Origin of the sequence: Seohaeicola saemankumensis, from assembly GCF_021021435.1 — a bacterium.
In the GTDB taxonomy this organism is placed as follows: Bacteria; Pseudomonadota; Alphaproteobacteria; order Rhodobacterales; family Rhodobacteraceae; genus Seohaeicola.
Window position 1 is genome coordinate 1 of sequence record NZ_JAINWI010000003.1, and the last position, 26,389, is coordinate 26,389.

At 61.5% G+C, this 26,389-nt stretch carries 22 protein-coding genes; 14 read left to right on the forward strand and 8 right to left on the reverse strand.

Annotated features, from left to right (window positions below):
- Positions 1-155 precede the first annotated feature (155 nt).
- Positions 156-1,190 (reverse strand): tRNA dihydrouridine(20/20a) synthase DusA, encoded by a 1,035-nt coding sequence (dusA, locus tag K7H22_RS00140; RefSeq protein WP_230798490.1) that lies wholly within the window; start codon positions 1,188-1,190, stop codon positions 156-158.
- A gap of 172 nt (positions 1,191-1,362) precedes the next feature.
- On the opposite strand from dusA, the gene K7H22_RS00145 reads away from it, so the two are divergent.
- Entirely contained in the window at positions 1,363-1,755 is a 393-nt protein-coding gene (locus tag K7H22_RS00145; RefSeq protein ID WP_230798491.1) for a hypothetical protein, read from the forward strand.
- Between the two features lie 88 nt (positions 1,756-1,843).
- Here the strand turns inward: K7H22_RS00145 and K7H22_RS00150 are convergent, their stop codons facing one another.
- Genes K7H22_RS00150 through ccmI form a run of 3 tightly spaced genes read right to left on the reverse strand, consistent with a single transcriptional unit; the run spans position 1,844 to position 3,804 of the window.
- Entirely contained in the window at positions 1,844-2,077 is a 234-nt protein-coding gene (locus K7H22_RS00150; RefSeq protein WP_269062958.1) for a DUF1289 domain-containing protein, read from the reverse strand.
- Positions 2,070-2,552, reverse strand: a complete 483-nt coding sequence (gene ruvX, locus K7H22_RS00155; RefSeq protein WP_230798493.1) for a Holliday junction resolvase RuvX — start codon at positions 2,550-2,552, stop codon at positions 2,070-2,072. Before ruvX ends, K7H22_RS00150 begins: the two co-directional genes overlap by 8 nt.
- 10 nt (positions 2,553-2,562) lie before the next feature.
- Positions 2,563-3,804, reverse strand: a complete 1,242-nt coding sequence (gene ccmI / locus K7H22_RS00160) for a c-type cytochrome biogenesis protein CcmI (protein ID WP_230798494.1) — start codon at positions 3,802-3,804, stop codon at positions 2,563-2,565.
- A gap of 187 nt (positions 3,805-3,991) precedes the next feature.
- Here ccmI and K7H22_RS00165 point away from each other — a divergent pair, with 187 nt between their 5' ends.
- The 7 genes from K7H22_RS00165 to rarD all read left to right on the forward strand — a co-directional run bounded on the left by K7H22_RS00165 (position 3,992) and on the right by rarD (position 11,541).
- Positions 3,992-5,236 carry a sarcosine oxidase subunit beta family protein gene (locus K7H22_RS00165; protein ID WP_230798495.1) on the forward strand — a complete coding sequence of 415 codons (1,245 nt, stop codon included), beginning with the start codon at positions 3,992-3,994 and terminating at the stop codon, positions 5,234-5,236.
- A gap of 61 nt (positions 5,237-5,297) precedes the next feature.
- Entirely contained in the window at positions 5,298-5,627 is a 330-nt protein-coding gene (locus K7H22_RS00170) for a sarcosine oxidase subunit delta (RefSeq protein ID WP_230798496.1), read from the forward strand.
- Entirely contained in the window at positions 5,624-8,635 is a 3,012-nt protein-coding gene (locus tag K7H22_RS00175; protein ID WP_230798497.1) for a sarcosine oxidase subunit alpha family protein, read from the forward strand. The genes K7H22_RS00170 and K7H22_RS00175 overlap by 4 nt, the downstream gene beginning before the upstream one ends.
- Positions 8,628-9,212, forward strand: a complete 585-nt coding sequence (locus tag K7H22_RS00180; protein ID WP_230798498.1) for a sarcosine oxidase subunit gamma — start codon at positions 8,628-8,630, stop codon at positions 9,210-9,212. Before K7H22_RS00175 ends, K7H22_RS00180 begins: the two co-directional genes overlap by 8 nt.
- A 92-nt stretch (positions 9,213-9,304) precedes the next feature.
- Entirely contained in the window at positions 9,305-9,904 is a 600-nt protein-coding gene (locus K7H22_RS00185) for a superoxide dismutase (RefSeq protein ID WP_230798499.1), read from the forward strand.
- A gap of 154 nt (positions 9,905-10,058) precedes the next feature.
- Positions 10,059-10,514 (forward strand): host attachment family protein, encoded by a 456-nt coding sequence (locus K7H22_RS00190; RefSeq protein ID WP_230798500.1) that lies wholly within the window; start codon positions 10,059-10,061, stop codon positions 10,512-10,514.
- A gap of 76 nt (positions 10,515-10,590) precedes the next feature.
- Positions 10,591-11,541 carry an EamA family transporter RarD gene (rarD, locus tag K7H22_RS00195; protein ID WP_230798501.1) on the forward strand — a complete coding sequence of 317 codons (951 nt, stop codon included), beginning with the start codon at positions 10,591-10,593 and terminating at the stop codon, positions 11,539-11,541.
- Here rarD and K7H22_RS00200 read toward each other — a convergent pair.
- Entirely contained in the window at positions 11,427-12,011 is a 585-nt protein-coding gene (locus tag K7H22_RS00200) for a TIGR00730 family Rossman fold protein (protein WP_230798502.1), read from the reverse strand. The genes rarD and K7H22_RS00200 overlap by 115 nt on opposite strands.
- A 105-nt stretch (positions 12,012-12,116) precedes the next feature.
- On the opposite strand from K7H22_RS00200, the gene K7H22_RS00205 reads away from it, so the two are divergent.
- Both K7H22_RS00205 and K7H22_RS00210 read left to right on the forward strand, forming a co-directional pair.
- Positions 12,117-13,574: a LysM peptidoglycan-binding domain-containing protein gene (locus K7H22_RS00205; protein ID WP_230798503.1), complete on the forward strand. Its 1,458-nt coding sequence runs from the start codon at positions 12,117-12,119 to the stop codon at positions 13,572-13,574.
- Between the two features lie 102 nt (positions 13,575-13,676).
- Positions 13,677-15,494, forward strand: coding sequence for an ABCB family ABC transporter ATP-binding protein/permease (locus tag K7H22_RS00210; RefSeq protein ID WP_230798504.1), 1,818 nt, complete (start codon positions 13,677-13,679; stop codon positions 15,492-15,494).
- Positions 15,495-15,586: 92 nt separating this feature from the next.
- Here the strand turns inward: K7H22_RS00210 and K7H22_RS00215 are convergent, their stop codons facing one another.
- Both K7H22_RS00215 and K7H22_RS00220 read right to left on the reverse strand, forming a co-directional pair.
- Positions 15,587-19,195 carry an efflux RND transporter permease subunit gene (locus tag K7H22_RS00215; protein WP_230798505.1) on the reverse strand — a complete coding sequence of 1,203 codons (3,609 nt, stop codon included), beginning with the start codon at positions 19,193-19,195 and terminating at the stop codon, positions 15,587-15,589.
- Positions 19,195-20,286 (reverse strand): efflux RND transporter periplasmic adaptor subunit, encoded by a 1,092-nt coding sequence (locus K7H22_RS00220; protein WP_230798506.1) that lies wholly within the window; start codon positions 20,284-20,286, stop codon positions 19,195-19,197. The genes K7H22_RS00215 and K7H22_RS00220 overlap by 1 nt, the downstream gene beginning before the upstream one ends.
- Positions 20,287-20,676: 390 nt before the next feature.
- Between K7H22_RS00220 and K7H22_RS00225 the strand changes: the two genes are divergently transcribed.
- The 3 genes from K7H22_RS00225 (at position 20,677) to der (ending at position 24,290) form a co-directional block, all read left to right on the forward strand.
- Positions 20,677-21,348 carry a hypothetical protein gene (locus tag K7H22_RS00225; protein WP_230798507.1) on the forward strand — a complete coding sequence of 224 codons (672 nt, stop codon included), beginning with the start codon at positions 20,677-20,679 and terminating at the stop codon, positions 21,346-21,348.
- 78 nt (positions 21,349-21,426) lie between these two features.
- A complete protein-coding gene (locus tag K7H22_RS00230) occupies positions 21,427-22,752 on the forward strand; it encodes a PQQ-like beta-propeller repeat protein (protein WP_230798508.1) in 1,326 nt (441 codons plus the stop codon).
- A gap of 50 nt (positions 22,753-22,802) precedes the next feature.
- On the forward strand, positions 22,803-24,290 hold the full coding sequence (gene der, locus K7H22_RS00235) for a ribosome biogenesis GTPase Der (protein ID WP_230798509.1): 1,488 nt from the start codon (positions 22,803-22,805) through the stop codon (positions 24,288-24,290).
- Positions 24,291-24,303: 13 nt separating this feature from the next.
- Here der and K7H22_RS00240 read toward each other — a convergent pair whose 3' ends face one another.
- Complete coding sequence (locus K7H22_RS00240) at positions 24,304-25,023, reverse strand: tryptophan-rich sensory protein (RefSeq protein ID WP_230798510.1); 720 nt, start codon at positions 25,021-25,023, stop codon at positions 24,304-24,306.
- 129 nt (positions 25,024-25,152) lie between these two features.
- Here K7H22_RS00240 and K7H22_RS00245 point away from each other — a divergent pair, with 129 nt between their 5' ends.
- Positions 25,153-26,388, forward strand: coding sequence for a T6SS phospholipase effector Tle1-like catalytic domain-containing protein (locus tag K7H22_RS00245; RefSeq protein WP_230798511.1), 1,236 nt, complete (start codon positions 25,153-25,155; stop codon positions 26,386-26,388).
- The last annotated feature ends 1 nt before the right edge of the window (position 26,389 follow it).

The window sequence follows — 26,389 nt, forward strand, 5'->3', positions numbered from 1 at the left end:
AGGTTGCCCCGGCAACGGGCGAGAAGTGACTTCATAGGAGCCTGACGGTCGGCGTACCATCACAGTCCTGTCCTCTTTGATCGCTGCCAGGGCCATTCCAGCGAAAGGGACTTCCATGGATCAGATTATCATTGGCGTTGATACGCAATCAGGCTTCAGGCAACCGCCTGGGCGCGGGCTGTCAGGACGGCATCGAGCGCGTGACTGACCAGATTGAAATCCGCACCCTGCGCCGAGGCCCCTTCGGACAGGATGCGCCGCCACTGGCGGGCGCCGGGTGTGCCTGCGAACAGCCCCAGCATGTGGCGGGTGATCTGGTGCAGCCGTCCTCCGGCATCTAGATGGGCTTCGATATAGCCGCGCATCTGCTGCACGACCTGCGCCGGATCGCTGTCGGTTCCCTGTCCCCAGATCAGCCGGTCGACCTGACAAAGGACGTCCGCAGGCTGGTGATAGGCCGCGCGTCCCACCATCACACCGTCCAGCCCTGCGTCCAGAAAGCTTTGCGCCTGATCCAGATCCGTGATCCCGCCATTGACCGAGATATGAAGTCCGCCGAACATGCCTTTCATTCGCAGCACCAGATCATAGTCCAGCGGCGGCACCTCGCGGTTTTCCTTGGGGCTTAGCCCCTGCAGCCATGCCTTGCGCGCATGGATGATGAAACGCCCGCACCCCGCTGCGCCGACACGCGACAGGAATTCGGGCAGCACGTCTTCGGGGTTCTGGTCGTCCACGCCGATGCGGCATTTCACTGTGACCTCGATATCGACCGCCGCGCGCATCGCTGCGACGCAATCGGCGACAAGTGCAGGGTTCTTCATCAGAACCGCCCCGAATGTGCCCGATTGCACGCGGTCGGATGGGCAACCGACATTGAGGTTGATCTCGTCATAGCCTGCCTGTGCGCCAAGGCGTGCGGCCTGCGCCAGTTCCTCGGGGTCGGAGCCGCCCAGTTGCAAGGCGACCGGATGCTCGGCGGGATGGTGATCCAGTAGATGCAAAGCCCCGCCACGCACCAGCGCGGGGGCTGTAACCATCTCGGTATAGAGCAACGCATGCTTCGACATCAGGCGATGCAGATAGCGGCAATGCCGGTCGGTCCAGTCCATCATCGGGGCCACACTCAGGCGCGCGGCGCGCTGGATGTCGCCGCGGGTCATAATTGCGGGTGGTGTCGTGTCAGGCATGGGCCTCGGTTCCGTGTGTTCGCGCTTCTTTGCCCTTTTTTGGCAGGGGGGTGCAACAGGTTCTTCCAACACACTCGCGCGTGTGTGCCGCCTCATACGACTGGGAAGACCGTGGATGGCCGTGCTCGTTTGCGCCGGACGGTGGCCGCCGTGTTGCGGGCTGGTACATGCTATGGACGCCCGACCCCCTGTTCCGGTTTTCGGTGTAACTGTTGCGCCTGACCCCGACACGCTTGATGGAGGCGCGGGCAAGGATTTATTGATCCTTGGTCGTGGGGACACTGTTTCTGGCGGTGCGGGTGAGGATGTTTTCGTCACCGGAATCTGGATGAACGGACCAGAGGATACCGGAGTCATTGCTGATTTCGATCCCTTGGGAGAGGAGATTGCGATCCTCTTGCCCGAAGGGTACGCAGCAGCCGGCGTGGTCACGGTTGTGGCTGACGGGACTGATGCATTGGTCAGAATGGACGGGCAGTCCTGTGCACGGGTGACCGGTGCCGCGGCAATCTTGACACCTGCATTGGTTTCCTTGGTCTCGACATCCAATATCGTTGCGGCCTGACCGGGCATCGACAGATAAGCAAGATCGCGGCGCATAGGAAAGACCGGGTGCATAAGTAAGACCGGGGCGCGCTGCTACACGGCGCGCTTTATTGATCCTGCGCCAGACGTGCCGCGCGGCCGCCCCTGCGCTGCTTCAGGCGCGGGGCGCGGGCTGGCAGATCTTCCATCACGGCGCGCCGCGCTTCGGCAGACATGCGCGACCATGCTGTGATCTCGTCTATGCTGCGCAGGCAACCGGTGCAGAGCCGTTCTGCCGGATGGATCACGCATATCTTGATGCATGGGCTTTCAATCTCGTCCCGTTTCCAAAGATCATCCATCACTTTGCACCTTCAAATGGGCCAGCCTGTCCAGCGCCCCTTGCAGGATATAGGACGCGGCCACATGGTCGATCACCTCGGCGCGACGCTTTCTAGACGTATCCGCCTCCAATAGGGCGCGTTCGGCGGCGACCGTGGACAGCCGCTCGTCCCAATAGGTGATGGGCAGTTCTGTCAGACGGCTGAGATTGCGGGCGAAAGCGCGGGTTTTCTGGCAGCGCGGCCCTTCCGAGCCGTCCATGTTGCGGGGCAGGCCCAGCACGATGCCGCCGATCTCGCGGGCGGTCAGGATGTCCAGCAGGCGGGCGGCGTCGGTTGTGAACTTGTCGCGCCGGATGGTTTCCAGCGGGGTGCCGACCGACAGCATCCGGTCGGATACGGCCACGCCGATCGTCTTGTCGCCGAAATCCAGCCCCGCCACAGCGCGGCGCGGGGGCAGGGCCGCGGCAAATTCCTCGACAGTCTCGTGGATCATCGCGGTATGCTCATTCTGTCAGGCCTGCCTGCCGCGCAGCCTCGTCGACCTCGGCCAGACCTTCGGGGCTGTCCCAGAACACGCTTTGCGCCTCCTGCCAGATGACCCGTGCCTGCCGTTCGTCGCCCAGCACACCCAATGCGCCGATCAGACGCGCCCATTCGGATGAATTACCGCCCTGCAAAGCCAGTCGGTCAGATAAGCTTTGCACCATGTTGCGGATCATCGCCATGCGGTCTTCGGGGGTCATGTCCTGTGCATTGGCAATATCTTCCGGCGAAGGGCCGGACGGGGCCGTGGCGGGGGCCTGACCTTCAGGCGGCAGGGTGTAGTTCACACCGGCGCGGAAAGCCATTTCCTCGATCTGCGCGCGGATTGCCGCGATCCATGTCGCATCGGGCGGACCATCGCGCAACGCCGCTTCCCATGTACGAAAGGCGTTGTCAGGGCGGCCCGTCTGCGCTTGAAGCAGGCCCACATAATAGCGTGCCGGTCCGTTTTGCGGGTCGCGTGTCAGGGCCGCGCGCAACGCGGCCTCGGCCTCGGGCGAAACATAGCCGCCTGCGGCCAGAACCATCATGTCGGCGTAGTCGACGTAATCATCGGCGGTGGCCTGATCGCCCTTGATCGACAAAACGCGCGCCTGCGCCTTGCGTGCGGCGGCAAAATTGCCAAGTGCCGCCTCGTTGCGGGCCAGAAGCACGGCCCCCTGAAGATCGCGCGGGCGTTCGGCTACAGCGGTGCGGAGTTGCTCCATCAGGCGGATAAAGTCGGGCGAGGGAGCTTGCACCGTGGCACCTGCGGGAACCCTCTCTTCGGCCTCGGATTGTGATACGCGGTTCACGCGCGCCGCGTCTGCGGCTTCGATCCGGCTGGCCAGCGACATATCGGGATAGCCGGGCGCGCCAAGGCTGGAATAGACCCAGACCGACCCGCCGACCATCGCCAGCAGCGCCATACCGGCCACGACCATCGCCAGCGTCTTGGGCTGCGCGCCTTCCTGCATGCCTTTTTGCAATTGCGCGTCGGCGGCCAGTATCCGACGCGACACCTCGGCACGGATGCGCTCTGCATCGTCAGGTCCGATGACGCCGCGTGCTAGGTCGCGGTCAACCTCTGTCAACTGGTCGCGGTAGACCCGCAGGTCATAGGCGGCGGGTGGTTCTTCTGCGCTGCGGCCACGGATAATGGCCAGTGCAAGCAGGATGGACACCGCAAGGGCAAGCACAGAAATGATGATCCAGAACGTCATTGGTCCTCCGAGGGGCTGGGCTTCATGTATATGCGCGCAAGCCTTGAAAAAAGAGCAAACTGTCGCAGTGGTCCACCATGTCGCAACCAAGCGTCATTGTGACGTTCTCAAACGGGGGTGAAACCTGCTCTGGGTCCAGATATCACGGCAAGGGTTCCGCACAGGATTCGAAGGATCATAACAGCCGATGAAACGCTATTCCGTCTTTGCCATCGCCCGCGAGGCCATGCGCCAGCACACCGGCTGGACCCGCGCATGGCGCGATGCTGCACCCAAGAAAAAATATGATGTGATCATTGTGGGTGCGGGCGGCCATGGCTTGGCCACGGCCTATCACCTTGGCAAGAATTACGGGATCACCAATGTCGCTATCCTTGAAAAAGGCTGGTTGGGTGGGGGCAACACTGGGCGCAACACCACGATCATCCGGTCGAACTATCTGCAAGACCCGTCGGCCGCGATCTATGAGAAATCCCGCAGTCTTTACGAGACGATGTCGCAGGACCTCAACTATAACGTGATGTTCAGCCCGCGTGGTGTGATGATGCTGGCGCAGACGCAGCATGAGGTGCGCGGCTACCAGCGCACGGCCCATGCGAATGCGTTGCAGGGTGTGAAGACAGAGTTCATTCCCCCTGCACGCGTCAAGGAACTGGTGCCCATCATCAATATCGACGGGCCGCGATACCCTGTCTTGGGCGCGCTCTGGCAGGCGCGTGGCGGCACGGCGCGCCATGATGCGGTGGCTTGGGGCTATGCGCGCGCCTGCTCCGACATGGGCATGGATGTGATCCAGCAATGCGAAGTCACAGCCGTGCGCCGTGAAGGTGCCCGCGTTGTCGGCGTCGACACCAATCGCGGCGCGATTGATTGCGACAAGCTGGGCATCGTCGTGGCGGGCAATTCATCCGTGGTGGCGGAAATGGCGGGCTTTCGTCTGCCGATTGAATCGCTGGCGCTGCAGGCGCTGGTCTCCGAGCCGATCAAGCCCTGTATGGATGTGGTGGTGATGGCCAATACCGTGCACGGCTATATGAGCCAATCCGACAAGGGCGAGATGGTCATTGGCGGCGGCACCGACGGCTATAACAACTATACCCAGCGCGGCAGCTTCCACCATATCGAGGAAACCGTCCGCGCGCTGATCGAAACCTTCCCGATGATCAGCCGCCTCAAGATGCTGCGGCAATGGGGCGGCATCGTGGACATGACCGGTGACCGCTCGCCCATCCTGTCGAAAACGCCGGTCGAGGGCGTTTTTGTCAACTGCGGCTGGGGCACGGGCGGCTTCAAGGCGATCCCCGGATCGGGCTGGGCCATGGCCGAACTGATGGCCAAGGGCCATTCGCCTTTGACGGAAGAATTCTCGATGTTCCGCTTCCGCGAAGGCAAGTTCATTGATGAATCCGTGGCAGCAGGGGTGGCGCATTGATGGCTGTCCGGTTTGCTCAGGCACAAATCCAAACGCTTCGCACCCCTATCGGAGGCATGACATGCTGACCCTTCAATGCCCCTATTGCGGTGTGCAGGCCGACGAGACGGAACTTTCCGCCGGCGGCGAGGCGCATCTGAAGCGCTATGGTCCGGGATCGGAGGACGCATCCTTCGAGAACTATCTCTTCATGCGCGAGAACCCCAAGGGCGTGCATTTCGAGCGGTGGCGGCACAGCTATGGCTGCGGCAAGTGGTTTCTGGCCGCGCGCTGCACCATGACGCTGGAGGTCTTCGGCACCTACAAGGCCCAGAGCACCGAGCCACCCCAAGAGATCAAGGACAAGATCAGCGCCAAACGGCCCGGCTGGTCATGGAGAGAGTTTCAATGAGCACGCGTCTGGCAACAGGTGGCCGCCTTCTGAACAGGGGCAAGCAGGTCACGTTCCGGTTTAACGGTAAATATCTCAAAGGGTTCGAAGGTGATACGCTGGCCTCGGCGCTTCTGGCCAATGACCAGATGCTGATGGGCCGGTCGTTCAAATACCACCGCCCGCGCGGTGTCGTGGCCTCGGGCGCCGAGGAACCCAATGCCCTTGTGGGGCTGGGCAAGGGGGCGCGGTTCGAGCCGAACCAGCGCGCCACCACGACCGATCTGTTTGACGGGTTGCAGGCCGAAAGCCAGAACCACTGGCCCAGCCTTGAATACGATATCGGTGCGGTGAACACCTACCTGTCCCGGTTCTTGCCTGCGGGCTTCTATTACAAGATGTTCCTTTATCCGCGCGCGTTCTGGAAACATGTCTACGAGCCGTTCATCCGTAAATCCGCCGGTCTTGGCAAAGCCCCGACAGATGCGGATGCCGACAGCTACGAGCATTTCAACGCAACTGTCGATGTGCTTGTGATCGGTGGCGGTGTCGCGGGTTTGCAAGCGGCTCTGGTCGCGGGACGTTCCGGCGCGCAGGTCATTGTGATGGAACAGACTGCCCATTGGGGCGGGCGCGCCGCTGTGGATGGCGGCACAATTGACGGTCAACCGGTTGGCGCATGGATCGCAACAGTCGTTTCCGAATTGGAAACAATGAGGAATGTCACACTGCGCCTGCGCTGCATGGGGGCAGGCGTCTATGACCACGGCTATGTGCTGGCCTATGAGCGTCTGCGCGACCATGCGCCCGAGGATGACGGCCCGCGCCATCGCCTGTGGCGAATTCGCACAAGCCAGATCGTGACCGCAACCGGCGCGATCGAGCGGCCCTTGTCCTTTGCCGGCAACGACATCCCCGGCGTCATGCTGGCCGGTGCCCTGCGCGACTATGCGGTGAACTGGGGTGTATCCGTCGGGGACCGCGTGGTTGTCGCCACCAACAACGATGACGCCTACCGCACAGCGATCACGCTGAAGGGGGTGGGCCTGTCCGTGCCGGTGATCCTTGATGCCCGTGCCACGGGGGGCGGAGCCTTGGCAGAGGAGGCACGCGGCCTTGGTATCCGCGTCGAGAACGGCAAGGCTATTGCCAAAGTCAAAGGCGGCAAGCGCGTCACAGGTGTCGCGATCTGCGCACAGGCTGGCGAAGGCGCCGTGCTGGAAGATCTGGCCTGCGATGCAGTCGCCATGTCGGGCGGTTGGTCGCCGGTGGTGCATCTGTGGTCCCATTGCGGGGGCAAGCTGATCTGGGACGCGGATCAGGCAATGTTCCGCCCCGATCCCAACCGCGCACCCACGGGCGCTGACGGGCAGGCGATGGTCATTGCGGCTGGCGCCGCCAATGGCGCGCTGGATCTGGCCGCTGTGCTGGCGGACGCCCACAAGGCTGGCGAGGCGGCGGCAACAGCAACCGGTCGCACCGTAAAAGCGGGCGAGGCATCCAAGGCCGACGATATGGCTTATGCCCCCATCGCACCGGTCTGGGTGATGCCGCAGGGCGCATCCTATGCGCTGAGGTCCAAATCATGGCTGGACTTCCAGAACGATGTAAAGGTTTCGGATGTGCAACTGGCCGCCCAGGAGGGTTTCACATCGGTGGAGCATGCCAAGCGCTATACCACGCTGGGCATGGCAACGGATCAGGGTAAACTAAGCAATATCAACGGCTTGGCAACGCTTGCGAAATCGTTGAACACCGATATTCCATCCGTCGGAACCACCACCTTCCGCCCTCCCTATACTCCCATCAGCATGGGTGCGATTGCAGGCGAGGCACGTGGCAGGATCTTCCAGCCTCTGCGCCGCACACCGTTGCATGACTGGCATGCCGAACATGGAGCCTATTGGGAACCTGTCGGCCATTGGCGCAGGCCCTATTGTTACCAGCGCGCAGGCGAAAGCATCCATGATGCGGTCTCGCGCGAGGTCAAACAGACCCGCGCCAGCCTTGGGCTGCTCGATGCCTCGACCCTTGGCAAACTGGTGGTGAAGGGCCCCGATGCGGGCCGCTTCCTTGACATGCTTTACACCAATATGATGAGCAACCTGCCCGTGGGCAAATGCCGCTATGGTTTGATGTGCTCGGAAAACGGGTTTCTGATGGATGATGGCGTGGTCGCGCGCATGTCGAATGACACATGGCTCTGCCACACCACCACGGGCGGCGCGGACCGTATCCATGCCCATATGGAGGAATGGCTGCAAACCGAATGGTGGGACTGGAAGGTCTATGTCGCCAACGTGACCGAGCAATTCGCGCAATTCGCCGTGGTTGGCCCCAATGCGCGCAAGGTGCTGGAAAAGCTGGGCGGTATGGATGTGTCCAAGGAAACCCTGCCTTTCATGCAATGGGTGGAAGGCACGCTTGGCGATCTGCCTGCGCGGGTTTTCCGCATCTCTTTCTCGGGCGAGTTGAGCTACGAGATAGCCGTGCCCGCAAGCCATGGCTGTGCGTTCTGGGACCGTTTGATGGTGGAAGGTGCGGAGTTCGGCGCAACCGCCTATGGCACCGAAGCGCTGCATATCATGCGCGCCGAAAAGGGCTTCATCATGATCGGGGATGAAACCGACGGAACTGTGATCCCGCAGGATCTGGGGCTGTCTTGGGCGATCTCGAAGAAAAAGGACGACTATATCGGCAAGCGCGGACAACAACGCAGCCACATGACCGATCCGAACCGCTGGCAACTGGTGGGGCTGGAAACAGTGGACGGCAGCACCCTGCCGGACGGGGCCTATGCCCTTGCTGACGGGACCAATGCCAACGGCCAGCGGAACACCCAAGGACGGGTCACCTCGACCTATCATTCGCCCACGCTAGAACGGGGCATCGCAATGGGGCTTGTGTTGAACGGTCCCGCCCGTATGGGCGAAGTAATAGAATTCGGCAAAACCGACGGAACAAGCGTCAAGGCGCGGATCGTCGATCAGGTCTTCTACGACAAAAGTGGAGAGAAGCAGAATGTCTGATCCGGTCAGTGCCCTGAACGGGGCCAGTTTCGACGGTTTGGTAACGTTGCGGGATCGTGGCCCGATGGGCATGATCACCCTGCGCGGGGATCTGGGATCGGGCGTGATGGCGAAAGCTGTCGACAAGGCCCTCGGACTGGCAATTCCGGCCTTGTGCCGTATCGAGCCTGCCAAAGGTGTCTGTCAGGGGCAATCCGCTTGGATGTCACCGGACGAACTGCTGCTGATCATGCCCTACGGTCAGGTCGGTGCTGCCTTGATCAGCTTGACGGCCGGATTGGAAGGACAGCACTATCTGGCGCAGGATGTCTCGGACGCCCGTGCGTTGATCTCGATCAGCGGGCCTGATGCGCTGGTGCGCGAGGTGATGGCCAAGGTCACACCGGCCGACCTGCATCCCGACCGCTTCAAGACCGGCGATTTTCGCAGAAGCCGTCTGGCGCAAGCGGCAGGCGCTTTCTGGATGCCCGAAGCCGGGCGGATCAATGTGGTCTGTTTCCGCTCGGTCGCGACCTATGTGTTTGACCTGCTAAGTGCGGCGGCCGATCCCGCGTCGGCTGTGGATTATTTCCGCTGAAGCAAGCGCAAGGGCAGGGCGGGGGTTGACCTTGCCCCCCTTAGACTACCATCTAGGCCCCAGATGAAACCGCAACAAAGGGGGGCCGACCCATGGCTTTCACACTTCCTGATCTTCCCTACGCCCATGACGCGCTGGCCGCACATGGCATGTCTGCCGAGACTTTCGAGTATCATCACGACATCCATCACAAGGCCTATGTCGACAATGGCAACAAACTGATTGCCGGTACCGAATGGGAAGGCAAATCGCTGGAAGACATCATCACCGGCACCTATCAGGCTGGCAGCGTTGCTCAGAACGGGATCTTCAACAACGCCTCGCAGCACTGGAACCACATGCAGTTCTGGGAAATGATGGGCCCCAATAAAACGGCCATGCCGTCCGAACTTGAGAAGGCGATCACAGAAAGCTTTGGCTCGGTCGACAAGTTCAAGGAAGAATTCGGCGCAGCAGGTGCCGGACAGTTCGGGTCCGGTTGGTGCTGGCTGGTCAAAGACAAGGACGGCGCACTGAAAGTCACCAAGACCGAGAACGGCGTGAACCCGCTGTGTTTCGGCCAGACCGCCCTGTTGGGCTGCGATGTGTGGGAACATTCCTATTACATCGACTTCCGCAACAAGCGTCCTGCCTACCTAACCAACTTCCTTGATAATCTGGTGAACTGGGAAAACGTGACCTCGCGCCTCTGATCTTTCCTGACGCCTCATACATCCATCGGCAAAACCCCGCGTCCGACCGGACGCGGGGTTTTATTATGCCGCATCGTTCATATCTTGGGTCCAGCGCGCGCACTCACAGCTTCGGTCCTGCGTGGATCGGAGGCACTTCTTTTGGAGGACGCAAATGATCAGACTTGAAAAAGACACATGGGTTGTGGTGGCTGACGGGGAAAAGGCGCTTTTCATGCGAAATGATGGCGGCGCGGCGAACCCCAGCCTGACGGTGGAGCGGGTCAAACAGCAGGATAACCCACCCCACGGGGAACAGGTGTCCGACAAGCCGGGAAGACGGGCAGACACCGGCGCGGGACAGCGCTCTGCCATGGAAGAAGCGGACTGGCATCAGCTTGCCAAGGAGCGTTTCGCGGCAGAACTGTCTGATATCCTCAAGCGGATGGTGCAGCGTGGCAAGATCAAACGGATGGTGCTGATTGCGCCGCCAAAGATCCTTGGCGAGATGCGCGACCAGATGCATGAGACAGTGACCACGACCGTGATCGCGCAGATTCCCAAGACTCTGACGGGCCACCCGCTGCCCGAACTCCAGAAAATCGTCACGGGTGACTTGGAAACGATGTAAGCTGTCGCTTTGGATCATTGAACACCCGCGCCGGTTGGGCCAATGTGCGACCTGACCGGCGCGGGAAAATCTGAACATGACAGAAGCAGGCAAAGGCGTTGCCGCATTGGTGGCCGCGTGCACCGTCTGGGGTCTGTCGGGCCTGTACTACAAATTGCTGGCCCATATCCCGCCGATCGAGATTCTGGCCCATCGCACCCTGTGGTCTTTGGTCTTTTTCACACTGGTCCTGTTGGCGCAGGGCAGGTTGGGACAACTGCGTCTGGCGCTGGGTTCGCGCCGGGCTGCTGCCATGATCGGTTTCGCCGCGCTGATGATCTCGGTCAACTGGTTCGTGTTCATCCTGTCGATCCAGATCGGCAAGGCGACCGAGGCGTCGCTGGGCTACTATCTGTTCCCGCTGGTGGCTGTAGGGATTGGACGGGTGATCTTTGGCGAAAGGCTGAGCCGGATGCAGGGGGTCGCGGTCGCATTAGCTGCCTGTGCGGTGATCCTGCTGACCATCGGGTTGGGAGTAGCCCCTTGGATCGCGGTGATTCTATCGCTTAGCTTTGGCCTCTATAGCCTTGTGAAAAAACGGCTTTCCACCGGTCCGATGGTGTCCGTCACAGCCGAGGTTCTGTTGCTGGCGCCCGTGGCGCTGGGGGTGCTGGGGGTTGCCCATCATAATGGTGGCGGCGCTTTCGGCGCCGATCTGGCAGATAGTTTGCTGCTGATGTTCGCCGGCATCCTGACCGCCGGTCCCTTGATGCTGTTCTCCTATGCCAGCAAGCGGGTCCGCATGGGCACGGTCGGTCTGGTGCAATACATCAACCCGACCCTACAATTCGTTGTCGCGGTTGCCGTTTTTGCCGAACCCTTCACGGGCTGGCAGGTGGCCAGCTTTGTCTTGATCTGGATCGCGCTGGCGCTTTATTCAGCCTCGTCCGTGTCGCTGGAACGCGTGGCGCGCAGGGCGCGGGCCAGTTCATCGACAGTCTCGACGACGGTAATGAAACCCGCCAGTGACGGATCGGCGAAACCCTGATCAATCACATGGTCGATCAGGGCCACCAACGGCGACCAGTAGCCTTTCACATTCAGCAGATAGATCGGCTTGGCGTGCAGCCCCAATTGTCGCCACGTCAGCACCTCGAAAAACTCGTCCAGCGATCCCGCCCCGCCCGGCAGCACGACAATCGCGTTTGAGTTCATATACATGACCTTTTTACGCTCGTGCATGGTCTCGGTCACGACAAAGCGGGTCAGGTCGGTCTTGCCGACCTCCATCTTCAGCAGATGCACCGGAATAACGCCCAGCGTATCACCGCCTGCCGCCTGCGCCGCCCTCGCCACGGCCCCCATCAGGCCGACATCGCCCGCGCCGTAGACCAGTTGCCATCCTTCCTGCGCCAGAACCTGCCCCAAGGCGGCCGCTTGCGTGTGATAGGCCGGATCAACTCCGTTGCGTGCGCCACAATAGACGCAGACCGCAAATCCTTTGGTTGCCGGGGACATGAGAGTTTCCGTTTCTGTGAAAAAGCTGCTTTTGACCCGTGATATCCTTGTTGCTAATCTTGCTCAACCGCTGTGCATGGAAAACGGCGGACCGGAAGGGAACAGATGAATACACAGTCTTGGATGTCGGGCGGCAAAGGGCTGGCTCTGGCAGGCGGCGCAACGGCGGCCGTGGTGGTCGCGATCATCTTGGTGTTCAGCGCGAGGGTGGCACCGCCACCGCAGGACACCGCAGGGCAGGAGGTCGTGTCAGCGCCGAGCGCGCCTGCGCTCCAACCCTCTACTACCGAAGCACCGCAGACTGACGTGCCGCCGTCCGGTGCGGATGCCACGGTCGACGCCCCGGAAGAGTTGGTCGAGCAAACGGTGCCCGTATCCGATGCGCCCCTATCCGATGTGGAAGAGGCCGCGACCGAGGCCGCGCAACCGGCCGGGGCTGCTTCCCCTGCCGATACGGCAGCGCCTGTGGCAGAGGTCGCGGATCAACCTGACCAAACCGCATCAAGCGACAGCGCGCCCGACACCAGCGCCGCGCAGGAGGATACCGCCACACCTGACACAAATACCGTGCAGCCCGAACCATCTGCCCCCGAGGGCGTTCCGAGCTTCGACACAGTGCGCCTTGCACCGGATGGAGAGGCATTGGTGGCAGGTCGCGCCATGGCCGGCACGACTGTCGAAATCCTGCTGGACGGGTCCGTGGTGGGAACAGCGACAGCAGGTGGTGACGGGGCTTTCGTGGCTTTTCTCAGTCTACCGCAAGCCGATACGCCGCGTGTGCTGACACTGTCGGTCACGCAGGACGGTGCAAAAATAGCCTCGGCCCAGCAAGTGATCATCGCACCGATGCATAGCGTGGATAGCGATATAGCGGTGGGCATGGCGGCACCGGATGCGCCTGTAACGCCGCAAACAACGCCGTCACCGCAGATTACTGCGGCACCGGTCAACACGGCGCCTGCGCTGTTGCTATCGGATGAAAAAGGACTGCGCGTCCTGCAGCCAGCCACGCCCGTCGACCCCGGATTGCGGGGCACGGGGATCGCTCTGGATGTTATCAGCTATTCCGATACGGGCGACATCCTGTTGCAGGGCCGTGGCGTAAACGCTGCCAAGGTTATAATATATATGGACAATGCGGCAGTAACCTCGGTCGATGTGGATCAGGACGGTAACTGGAGTAGCGGCCTGCCGAATGTTGCGCCGGGCGTCTATACCCTGCGCCTTGACGAGGTCGACTCTGCGGGCAAAGTCCTGTCGCGGATCGAGACCCCGTTCAAGCGTGAGGATCGCGATGAGGTTGCAGCCCTTGCTGCCGCAGGCACACCGGCGACAGCGGATAGCACGACCGGCGCGACCGCATCGGACGCAGAACCCCAGTCTGCGACAGCACCACCCGCGATCCGCGCGGTAACTGTCCAGCCGGGCAATACCCTGTGGGCCATCGCGCGAGAAAATTACGGCGAGGGTATCCTTTTCGTGCGCCTGTTCGAGGCCAATCGGGACCGCATCCGTGATCCTGATCTGATCTATCCCGGTCAGGTTTTCGAAATCCCCGACTAAAGGCAATCCGGACCAGTGGTGTTGGACTTGCCCGCATGTTGCCTCTCTGGTCTTCCTTCTGAAAGCGGCCTATCTGTGAGGCGCTGAGGAAAGGCCCTGACCATGCGACCCACGACCTATACTGCTGACGAGGCCAGCGCCGCGCGCCGGTCGGGTATACGCACCATCCGCCGTGTGATGCCCTATCTGTGGCCATCCGATCAGCCATGGGTCAAGCGGCGCGTGGTGCTGGCCTTGCTGGCGCTGTTGCTGGGCAAGATCGTCGCGGTTGGCACGCCGCTTTTGTACAAGCAAGCGGTGGATGCGCTGGCGGGCGAGGGGGTATCCCCCCTGATGCTTGGCGCAGTGGGTCTGACGGTCGCTTATGGCATGGCGCGTCTTCTTTCCAACGGTTTCCAGCAATTGCGCGACGTGATATTTGCGGCTGTCGGCCAGCGCGCCTTGCGGGCACTGGCGCTTGAAACCTTCACCCATATCCACCGCTTGTCGATGCGATATCATCTGACGCGCAAAACAGGCGGTCTGAGCCGGATCATCGAACGCGGCGTGAAGGGCGTGGATTTTCTGCTGCGCTTCCTGATCTTCTCGATCGGGCCGCTGGTGCTGGAATTGCTGATGATCGCAGGGATTTTGTTCTTCCTCTTCGATGTCTGGTATCTGGCGGTGATCGTGCTGACAATTGCGGTCTATGTCTGGTTCACCTTTGCCGTCACCGAATGGCGCGTGAAACTTCGCAAGGTGATGAACGATCAGGATACCGATGCCAACCAGAAGGCCATCGACAGCCTGCTCAATTTCGAGACAGTCAAATATTTCGGCGCAGAATCCCGCGAAGCGCGGCGCTATGACGGCGCGATGGAGCAATACGAGTCCGCTGCCCTCAAGACATCCTACTCGCTGGCCTTCCTGAATTTCGGACAGGCTTTTCTGATCACGGCAGGTCTGGTGATCGTCATGGTAATGGCCGCCATAGGGGTGGAGCGCGGGCTGATGACGGTGGGCGATTTCGTCATGGTCAATGCCTATATGATCCAGATCACCATGCCGCTGAACTTTCTGGGCACGGTCTACCGCGAGATCCGGCAGGCTTTGGTCGATATGGGTGAAATGTTCGATTTGTTAGAGCAACCCGCCGAAGTTTCCGATAAACCGGACGCCAAGGTTCTAAAAGTGCAAGGCGGCGAAGTCGAATTGCGTGATGTTCATTTCGGGTACGACCCTGAACGGGTGATCTTGCGGGGCGTCAGCCTCAAGGTTGCGGCGGGCGAGACTGTGGCCATTGTCGGCTCGTCCGGATCGGGCAAATCCACCATCGGGAGGTTACTGTTCCGCTTCTACGATGTGCAGCACGGCGCGGTGCTGATTGATGATCAGGACCTGCGGGACGTGACCCAATCCAGCCTGCATGATGCGATCGGCGTGGTGCCGCAGGACACGGTGCTGTTCAACGATACGATCCGCTACAACATCGCCTATGGCCGCGACGGGGCAACGATGGAGCAAATCGAGAAGGCGGCCAAGGATGCCCAGATCCACGACTTCATCATGCGACTGCCCGATGGCTATGACACGCAGGTGGGCGAGCGCGGCCTGAAACTGTCAGGTGGCGAGAAACAGCGCGTCGGAATTGCCCGCACGCTGCTGAAAAACCCGCCGGTCCTGTTGCTGGACGAGGCGACCTCGGCGCTGGACACCGAAACCGAGCAGGAGATTCAGGGCGCTCTGGCCCGTGCCGCCGAAGGGCGGACTGTGCTGACCATCGCGCACCGTCTGTCCACGATTGCTGATTCCGACCGGATCATCGTGCTGGAGGAAGGGCTTGTTGTGGAACAGGGCAATCATACCGATCTACTGGCGCGCAAGGGCCGCTATTGGAGCCTTTGGCAGCGTCAGGCCAGTGAGCAGGGCGAGGCAGCGTAAACCTTGGATCGTGGCCAGAGTTGCGATGTCTGCGACCTGGATATTTGAAGCAAGAAGAAGCAGCGGCGCCCCGACAAAAGGGCGCTGCGTCTTTATTCCGCAGCCCGTAGGGGCGGGACCGGCGTCAGCGGAGTGTCGCCTTGTGTTGATGCCTGCAGGATCAGGGGCGGATCGGTGGATTCGTCATCCCAGATGATTTCCGGCGCTGTCAGCTTGCGGGCCGCAAGGTTCAGCGCCCAGTCGCGCGCCGCTTGGCTGCTGCGTCCGAAGGACAGGATCGCCAGCATCCGCGACAACGCCAGTGCATAGGTGCCTGCCCAAACCCGCAGCGCGAGCAGCGAGGGCGTAAAGACCAGCGTCAGCAACGTCGCAATACCAAGCCCGAAGACAACTGCTGTCGCCAGTTGTTTCCACCACAGCGCGGTGGGACTGTCGATGGAATAGCCGCCATTCACAAAATCAAGGCTGAGGCCGAACATCATCGGGGCCAGACCTGCCATCGTCGTGATCGTGGTCAGCAGAACGGGGCGGATGCGGTCCTCTGCGGTGCGGATGATCGCTTCGATTCGTGGCATGTAGCGGGAATATTCCTGATAGGTATCAATCAGGATGATGTTGTTGTTCACCACGATCCCCGCCAGAGCGACGATCCCGGTGCCGGTCATGATGATCGAGAAGGTCTGATCCATGACCAGCATCCCGATCAGAACGCCGGTGGTCGACAGGACCACCGCCAAGAGCACTAGCACCGAGTTGTAGACCGAGTTGAATTGCGCGAGCAGGATGATGAACATCAACCCCAGCGCGCCGGCAAAGGCCTTGGCCAGAAAGTCCCCGGATTCGGCCTGATCTTCCTGATCGCCGGTCCATTCCCATTCCACACCGGCGGGCAGGGGGGTGGTGTCAAGCCATTTGGTCAATGTTTCGATCCGCTCGGTCGCGGTGATCGGTGTCTCGCTGACCGTGCCGTCTGCTGCCGTCACTGAAGTTGTCAGCCCGTTGGCCACGGCTGCCTTGACATCGAAATAGCGTTTGCCGTCAACGCGCTTGATCTCGGCCAGTTTGGGCACGGGCTGACGCGAGATAAAGTTGGCCAGTGGCACCAACCCGTCGCTGGTGCGAACCTTGAGGGTGTCGAGTGTGGACAGGACGCGGTCGCTTTGCGGTAGTCTGACGCGGATCTCGATCTCCTCGTCCGAGGTATCGACGCGCATCGTATCCAGAAGAATGCCGCGCGTCACAAGCTGCACCATGCCGCCCACCGTCGCTACATCCGCACCGAAGCGGCCTGCCTTTTGCACATCGACGTCTATCTGCCAGTCGATGCCGGGCAGGGGCAGGGTGTCTTCGATCAGGGTCAGGCCCTGCATGCCCTCGAACTGGGCGCGGGCCAGTCTTGTGGCCTCTTGCAGGGTGTCCCAGTCATTGCTTTTCAAGCGCAGATGCACCGGCTTGGCCGAAGCCGGACCGCGCGCCTGCGCGATGACCTCGACCTGCAGGCCGGGAATGGCCGCGATCGCGGCGGTCAATTCGTCAATCACCAGATCGCCGTCAAGCTCGGGCCGGTCGCGGCGATCCTCCCACGGGATGGTTTCAAGCTGGATCTGGCCGATTGTGTCCAACGGTGGCTGCGCGCCGCCCGTATTGGCGTTCAGACCGCCATCGCCGGCAAAGGCAAAGGCATTGTCCACGCCGGGATGGGCCAGCACGATGGTTTCGGCCTGACGTACAAGCGCGTCCTTTTCCGCCAGCGACAGGTTGCCCCGCGCGCGGACATAGACAATGGCCTGCTCGGGCTCGGATTCGACGAAAAACTCGACGCCGCGGCTGTTCTGCTGGAACGTGGTAAAGACGATTGCGACAAATGCCAGCACGACGGCGATGCTGACCAAAGGCATCACGGGGTTCGCGGTGATCAGTCGGATAAAATGTCCGAAAAGCGTGCGTCTGTGCCCTGATGTGATGCGGCGCGGCTTGCGTTCGATGCGTGCAGCGCCAAGCGTGATCGAGGCCGCGAAAGACCCTGCCAGAAAGAGCAGGACACCGGGCAACAGCGAGACAACGCCGCTGCCCACGGGTGTTCCGCCGAACAGATAGCCGGGGTTGATCACCTGCATCGCGCCCAGAAACACCAGATAGAGCGCGAGCGGCACCAGGGTCGCGCGCCCCCACCACGGCAAAGCGCGGCGCAAGGCGTCGGAACTGTGTCCGAACATCCGGCTCATCCGTCCGGTGACGCCACCCATGACGGGCAGGTAGATCAGGGCCACGATCAGGCTGGCCGAAAGCACGAAAATGAGCGTAACGGGCAACATGCCCATGAATTCGCCCGGCACGCCAGGCCAGAACAGCATCGGCAGAAAGGCACAAAGCGTTGTGGCAGTGGAGCTGACAATCGGCCAGAACATCCGCTTGGACGCCTCGACATAGGCTGTCATCGGGCCGCTGCCGTCCTGAATGCGCTTGTCGGCATATTCGACGACGACGATTGCCCCGTCGACCAGCATGCCGACCGCCAGAATAAGTCCGAACATGACAATGTTCGAAATAGTTACCCCCATGCTCGCCAGAAGGACAAAGCACAGCAGGAAAGAGGTCGGGATCGCAAAGCCGACGAGAAGTGCGGCACGGGTGCCGAGGCTGGCCAGAATCACGATCATCACCAGCGCAATTGCGGTCAGGACCGAGCCCTCAAGCTGGCTGACCATTGAGCCCACAACACGGCTTTGATCGTTCGAGGTGCCGACTTGCACAGCGGCCCGCATTTCCGCAGGCCATCTTTCCTGCGCTTGCGCCACGATCCGGCGCACATCCGCTGCGGTGTCGATCAGGTTGTAACCCTTGCGCTTCACGATCTGCAACGCGACGGTGGCCTCGCCATTAAAGCGCGCGGTGCCTTTGCGATCCTCGAAAGTCATGCGGATCTGGGCCAGATCGCCAAGGCTGACGACGCGGGTCCCGTTGGTCTTGACCGGCAAATCGTAGATATCACGCGGGCTGTCGAAGGAGGAGGGGATCTTGACGCTGAACGTGCCTTGCGCGCTTTCGACCTCGCCTGCGGCGATCAGCATGTTGTTGCTCTGCACGACATTGATCAGCTCACCTGCGGTCACATTGTACGCCTCAAGCCGCAGCGGATCTATGACAACCTCGACCATTTCCTCGCGGTTGCCCGCAATGCCCGCTTCCATCACGGCGTCCAGCGCCTCGATCTCGTCCTGCAGATCCTGCGCGATCCGCGCCATCGTGCGTTCAGGGACAGCGCCTGTCAGGTTCACGATGATGATCGGAAATTCCGAGAAATTGATCTCGTTGATCGAGTATTTCTCGAATCCGCTGGGGAATGCTCCCTCGGCATTGCTCATGGCTTCCCGGACATCTGCCATGATCTTTGTCTTGTCCCAGCCGAATTCGAATTCCAGCGCCACGCCAGCATAGTTCTCGGCGGCGGTCGATGTCATCTTCTTCAGACCATCAAGATCGGAAAGCTCGGTTTCCATGGTCTTGACCAGCAGGGCCTCGCTATCCTCGGCGGAAATGCCAGGAAAGGGGACCGAGACAAAAAGCGCCGGAATCTCGATATCCGGCTCACCTTCTTTCGGAAGGCTCACATAGGCGAAGGCGCCAACGCAAATCGACAGGATGATGAATGCCATCACCATCCGCGCGCGGGCTGCAGCCCAATCAACCATACCGATCATCACTGCGCCTCGCGATAGGTCGGGATCACCGGAACGCCATCAGTGACGTATTCCTGACCCACGACGATAACATCTGCTTTTTCGTCCAGACCCGAAATCCAGACCCCGTCGACCGTGTCCCGCAGCAAAGTGACAGGGGCAAAGCGGGCGATCTGTTCGGGATCGACCAGCCGCACACCCAGCGCGCCATCGTCATTCAGGGTCAGCGAGGATTGCGGCAGCAGATGCGCTGTTGCGCCGGGGGCTGCGATGATGATTTCCGCAGTCTGCCCGTCACGGATGCTCATATCGGGGTTGGGCACCTCGATATCGACTCGGAAGGTCCGTGTAGTCGGATCGGCCGAGCGCGACAGGAAGGTGACGCGGCCCTGCACCTCCTGACCGGCGGCCAGTCTTGCCCCTGCAAGCGCGCCCACTTCGATCCGGTCCACCTCGGTTTCCGGCACGAAGCCGACCAACCGGATCGGGTCAAGCTGGATCACCGTCGCGCATAGACCACCAGCCTGAAGCAGGCTGCCGATCTCGGCGCTGTCAGTTTCCAGCACACCGTCGAAAGGTGCCTTGATGGTCAGACGCTCGATTTCCTTGGCAGCCGCAGCAACAGCCGCTTCCGCGCTCCGCAGATTGGCCTCGGTTGTGGCCACGCGTGTCGAGGAAGCAAAACCGTCCTGCGACAACCTGTCCGCTGCCGAGAAATTGATCCGCGCATCTGCAAGCCGTGCCTGTGCCTCCGCCAGCATCGCCTCGCGGGTGCCGATGTCGATCTGGCAGATGATCTGGTCCTGTGCGACCATCGCACCGCGCCGCAACGGGTCGGACACGATACGCCCCGATGTTTCGGCGCGCAATTCGACGTCACGCGCGGCCTGTGTCTCGCCGCGCAGGATCACGGCATCTTCGATGCTGCGCGCGGTCGATGTCATGGCCACCACACGCACGGCACCGATCGGGGGGGCTTCTTCTGCTGCTTGCAGGGCAATGTCTGTTTCAGGGCCGCTCCCTGCAATTGCCAGCAATGTGTCGCGGTATAAAACCAGCGTCACAAGAAAGGCCGTCACAAGAACAGCAACCAGAACGGGAACGAGACGCATAAACTGTCCTTTTGGGGTGGCGGGAATGACCGGATGGGCCACCCCTTGATCAAGACTGTGAGACAGATGGCCCGTCGGTCAATCCTTCAAGGCTTAATACGCTAAACTAATCGGTTCAGATTAGACTTTTTGCGGCATTCGCGCAAGCTTGGTTGAAATCTGTGCATCCCGTCGGGCACCGCCTTGGAAACTGGCCGGAAGCCGGTAGCGGCGCGCGCCGCCTTGCACAGTATCTGGGGCGGTAGGAGATCTTTCCGAAATGACGGGCCGCCCGCGCAGCGCGGTGTTTGTTGCGACTCTTTCCGGCGGATCATGGCGCGCAGTGGTCCGGCCCCTTGGCAGGGCACTGGCTTCACGATAAGAGAGGGCAAATCAACAAAGGGGCACCGCGTGAGCCAGAGCGAAAGTTTCATCGAGGAAGTCACGGAAGAGGTCCGCCGCGACAGGCTGTTCGGCCTGATGCGCCGCTATGGGTGGATTGCCGTGATGATCGTGGTCTTGATCGTCGGTGGTGCGGCATGGAACGAATGGCGCAAGGCACGCGATGCAGCGCAAGCGCAAAGTCTAGGCGATGCCATGGTCGCAGCCCTCGAAGCCAATGACGATGCTGCCCGCGTCGCCGCGCTCGAAGCGATTGACGCGCCCACCCCAGGCGCGCGCGCCGTGCGGGATTTCACAACCGTTTCGGCGCTGATCGACGCGGGCGATCTTGCCGCCGCCCAAGACAGGCTGGACGCGATTGCCGCCGATGGACAGACCGATCCTGTCTATCGCCAGTTGGCGGGCTTCAAGTCGTTGCTACTGAAAGCGGGCGATATGGAGTTGGACGAGCGTCGCCTTGGCTTTGAAGGGCTGGCGCAGACCAGCCCGATGCTGCGTGTAGCCGCTGAGGAACAACTGGCCCTGATCGAGATCGAGAGCGGTGATACCGATGCCGCAATCGCAAGGCTGGAGCGCCTGAGGACCGACGCCGAAGCGACTGCAGGCTTGCGTCAGCGCGCTTCTCAGTTGATTGTGGCGCTTGGCGGCGTGTTGAACGGCACTGCGCCGTCCGGAAATTAAGTTGATGCCGCAGGCGTTGCGTCCTCCGTGGACCGCTCTTGTGGCAAGGAAGGCGAGGCTGGCGTGAAAGCAGGATCTATGCACAGAACGGGTTGGATCGCAGGTCTGGGCGGAATCGTCTTTCTGTCAGCTTGTGCGGCACCTCAAGTCATCCTGCCGGGGGTGCGCGAGGATCTGCGCGCGGTCCTGAGCACGGGCATCGAAGAACCTGCAAGCGCACAATCGGCGAACCTGAGCCAGCCAATCAATCTGCCTGCCCAGACCGGCAATACCGACTGGTCGCAAAAGCCGAACTCGGCGCGCACGCGCACCGAGAACGCCACACTGTCGGCGCGTCCGCAACTGGCATGGTCTGCCAATATCGGTGAAGGCGATGGTAAACGTCAGCGTATCAACACCGATCCGGTGGCGGGGCAGGGCCGTATCTTTACCCTTGATGCCGGTGCCACTGTAACGGCCACCTCCACCGAAGGCACGACGCTTTGGGCACGCGATCTGACGCCGTCGGCGGACCGGTCGGATCAGGCATCCGGTGGCGGTATCGCCCTGTCGAATGGCGTTGTCTATGTCTCGACCAGCTTTGGTTTGCTGAGTGCTCTGGACGCAGCGAGTGGCGAGTTGCGCTGGCAGCAGAAACTGGAAGCCACCGGATCGGGCACGCCCACGGTGCAGGGCGATCTGGTCTATCTGGTGTCTGGTGGCGAAACCGCTTGGGCGATCGAAACCGCGACGGGCCGCGTGCGCTGGCAGACATCGACCGCGCCGGACCAGTCAAACGTTCTGGGTGGTTCCGCCCCCGTTGTCACGGATCAACTGGCCATTTTCGCCTTCGGCAATGGCGAGGTGCAAGCGACCTTCCGGCAGGGCGGTCTGCGTGTTTGGGACGCCGTTGTCTCGGGTCAGCGCCGCTTTAGCGCCTTGGCGCGGGTGGCGGATATCACGGGCGATCCGGTTCTTGCCGGTGACACGCTGTATGTGGGCACGCATTCGGGCCGTATGGTTGCTCTGAATGCTGCCAGTGGTGAGCGGCTCTGGACCGCGCAGGACGGGGCAATCAGCCCTGTCTGGGTGGCAGGCGGTTCGGTTTTCGCCATCAGCGACCGGAATGAGTTGATCCGCCTTGATGCGGGTGACGGGGCGCGGATCTGGGGCGTGAAACTGCCCAACTTTACTGAGGCCCGGCCCCGCCGTCAGGTCGAGGTAGTGGCGCATTATGGCCCGGTCCTGGCGGGCGGGCAGCTTGTCGTTGCCTCGAACGATGGCCAGATCCGTTTCTTCGATCCGGTCTCGGGTGCGCAGACCCACGCCGCCTCCGTGCCGGGCGGCGCGACAACATCGCCCATCGTGGCGGGCGGCACCTTGTATGTTGTCGGTGCGCAGGGACAATTGCACGCTTTCCGTTAAGCCTGCGATAGTGTATCGCAGCCGCTTGATCGAGACCGGAGCCGCAGAACATGAGTTTCACACTGGCCATCGTTGGCCGTCCCAATGTGGGAAAATCCACGCTTTTCAACCGTCTGGTTGGAAAACGTCTTGCCTTGGTCGACGATCAACCGGGTGTGACCCGCGATCTGCGCGAGGGTGATGCGCGGCTGGGCGATTTGCGATTTACCGTGATCGACACGGCAGGGCTTGAGGAAGCGACAGACGAATCCCTGCAAGGCCGGATGCGCAAGCTGACCGAACGCGCCGTGGACATGGCCGATATCTGCCTGTTCATGATCGACGCGCGGGTGGGTGTCACCCCCACGGACGAGATTTTTGCCGAGATTCTGCGCAAACGCTCCAAACATGTGATTTTGGCCGCCAACAAGGGTGAGGGGCGTCAGGCCGATGCCGGTGTGATCGAAGCCTACGGCCTTGGTCTGGGCGAGCCGATCCGCCTGTCTGCCGAACATGGCGAGGGGTTGAACGACCTCTATTCCCAACTGATGCCTTTGTCGGATGCTTTCGCGGAACTGGCCAAGAACGATCAGGAAATTGCCCCCGAGATCGACGTGACCCTCGACGAGGATGACGACGAATCCGCCTATCACGTGCGCTGGCCCACGCTGGACAAACCGATGCAGATCGCTGTCGTTGGCCGCCCCAATGCGGGCAAGTCCACGTTGATCAACAAGATCCTTGGCGATGACCGTCTTCTGACTGGCCCCGAGGCGGGGATCACCCGTGATGCAATTTCCCTGACAATCGACTGGGAAGGCATGCCGATCCGTATCTGGGATACGGCAGGTATGCGCAAGAAGGCCAAGATTCAGGACAAGCTGGAAAAGATGTCTGTCTCGGACGGGTTGCGCGCGGTGAAATTCGCCGAAGTCGTGATCGTCTTGCTGGACGCGGCCATTCCCTTTGAGCAGCAGGATTTGCGGATTGCCGATCTGGCAGAACGCGAGGGCCGCGCGGTTGTTGTCGCGGTGAACAAATGGGATATCGAGGACGACAAGCAAGGCAAGATCAACATGCTGCGCGAATCCTTCGAGCGTCTGTTGCCGCAATTGCGTGGCGCGCCACTGGTGACGGTGTCGGCCAAGACAGGTAAAGGGTTGGACCGTCTGCGTCAGGCGGTCGAGAATGCCTATGACACATGGAACCGCCGCGTCACGACCGCGCAACTGAACCGCTGGCTTGCGGGCATGATGGAGGCGCATCCGCCCCCCGCACCCAGCGGCAAGCGGATCAAGCTGCGCTATATGACACAGGCCAAGACGCGCCCGCCGGGTTTCGTGGTGATGTGCTCGAACCCCGAGGCGATGCCTGCCAGCTACTCGCGCTATCTGGTGAATGGCCTGCGGACGGATTTTGACATGCCGGGCACACCGATCCGTCTTTTCATGCGGAGCCAGGGCGAGAAGAACCCCTATAAAGGCCGCAAGGAACGCAATGCCGGTGCACTGACAAAGCACCTTGGCAAGGCCCCCACACCGGGCAAGGGGCGGCGCTAGGCCGCCCGCTGTTTCAGACGAATGTTTCGGGTTGGCGCATGTTCACGATCATGCGCCAACCCAGCAATCCGATCCCGAGGATGGCAAGCGCCGATACGCTCCAGTTCAGCGGATCAAGATTGCTGATCAGCACACCGACCAGCGCCCAGATCACCGCCGCGGGATAGGCCGGTGTGTCGGGCCGCATCGCCTGAACCGCCAATCCCAGCGCCAGCGCCAGCCCGATACCCAGATAGGCCGCAATCTGCGCGGTCACATAACCGTAACCTGCCAGCAAAAGGCCAAGCGCCACGCAGGATGCGGCTGTCAGCCATCCGGCATAGAGTGCGATCGGCCCGCGCAACCACAGATGATCCGCCTCACCCGCGCGCCACAGGGTCAGAACCGCTGTGCCAAGCATGGCCCAGATCAGCAGGGTCGCCCAGAGCGGCGACAACTGCGCCACGGGAATCCAGCCCGCGCCGATCACCAGCGATACGATCAGGGCAGGGCGCATCGGCTCCCAATCGGGATCGGTGGCACGGTCCCAGATGCCGAACAAGGCCCCCGCGATCAGCCACAGATAGATCAGCCCCCAGATCGCAAAGGCATAGCCTGCAGGCTGGACCGGCGGATTATCCTGCGGAACCGGAAACTGGTCGGGCGCAAAGCCGTTGAAACCGGATGACAGAAGCGGTGACAGTGCAAAGGCCAAAGCGGCCAGCAGCGTAAGGAGTGAGGTCATACGGTTCATCTGGACGTGTCGCCTTTTGCCTGTAACATTATCCCCCAATATAGACATGCCGCAGACAAAGCCAAAGGCGGCGATACGCATAACATCCTAGACCCTTTCATTTATGTGACATTCGCGACGGAGGACGTCATGGTTTCTGACCCCGCTGCACCCAGAGAGGTACGTCCTCATAAGCGGATCGTGTTTTTCTGCGACGGCACGTGGAACAAGGCCGATGCGGACCGGCCTACCTCGATCCTGCGACTGGCGCAGGCGGTGGCGCCGACGGCTGCTGGCGGGATCAAGCAGGTCGTGTTTTATCAGCAGGGGGTCGGCACGGGGCGCGGCACCACGCGACTGGCAAGGTGGACTGACAAGTTTCTGGGCGGTGCGCTGGGATGGGGGCTTGAGGACAATATCATCGAGGCTTATCGCAATCTGGTTTTTTGCTACGAACCGGGGGACCATATCCATATCTTCGGTTTTTCGCGCGGGGCCTATACGGCAAGGTCCCTTGCCGGATTGATCCGCAAGGCCGGAATCCTGCCGCGCGACAAGGTGCATCTTGTGGGGGCCGCGATGGATCTTTATCGCCAGCGCGGTACACAGAACGCGCCCGACGAACCCGCCATCCGTGCGCGGCGCGCCGCGCTTTCCCCCGATGTCGCCACAAGCCCCGATGATGTGATGTGGCGTCTGACGGAATCGCTTCTGGACCGGCATGGCGAGTCGCCAATTCTGGTGCAGATCCGCTACCTTGGCGTTCTTGACACCGTGGGCGCGCTTGGGCTGCCCTCGTTTCTGGGGTTGTTTGCCAGATTGGTGAATGACCGCTACGCGTTCCACGATACCGACCTGTCGCATCTGGTCCTGTCGGCACGCCATGCCGTGGCACTGGACGAACGCCGCTGGCTTTACCGTCCGGCGCTTTGGGGCAATCTGGATCGTGATCCGCGCAAACCCGAGCTTGGACCGGAAGGCGGGTTGAACCGTGGCGATACAGGCCCTGACCGGCCCTATCGGCAAATCTGGTTTCCCGGCGTGCACGGGGTTGTCGGGGGCAGTGGAACGGTGCCGGGCCTGTCTGCCTTTCCTGCCGAGTGGATCGCTCAAGGCGCGCGTTCAAAGGATGTGGCCCTGGAGTTTGACCGTAGGGCGCTGCAAGAGATCACAGCCCCCGCCGATCCGGCAGCCGACGCATCCACGATGATACAAAAGCGAGGTTTCTCAAACCTTTACGGATTTTTACTGGGCGACAGAGAAGGCCCGACAAGGGCCGCCGATGTGGCCGAGTCCGCGCGTCAGCGCGTCATCAGGCTGGGCGGCTATCGCCCCGGCAGCCTGCGCCGCGTTTTGCGCGACCTCTTCGGGCCCCCCGCGGGTTAGG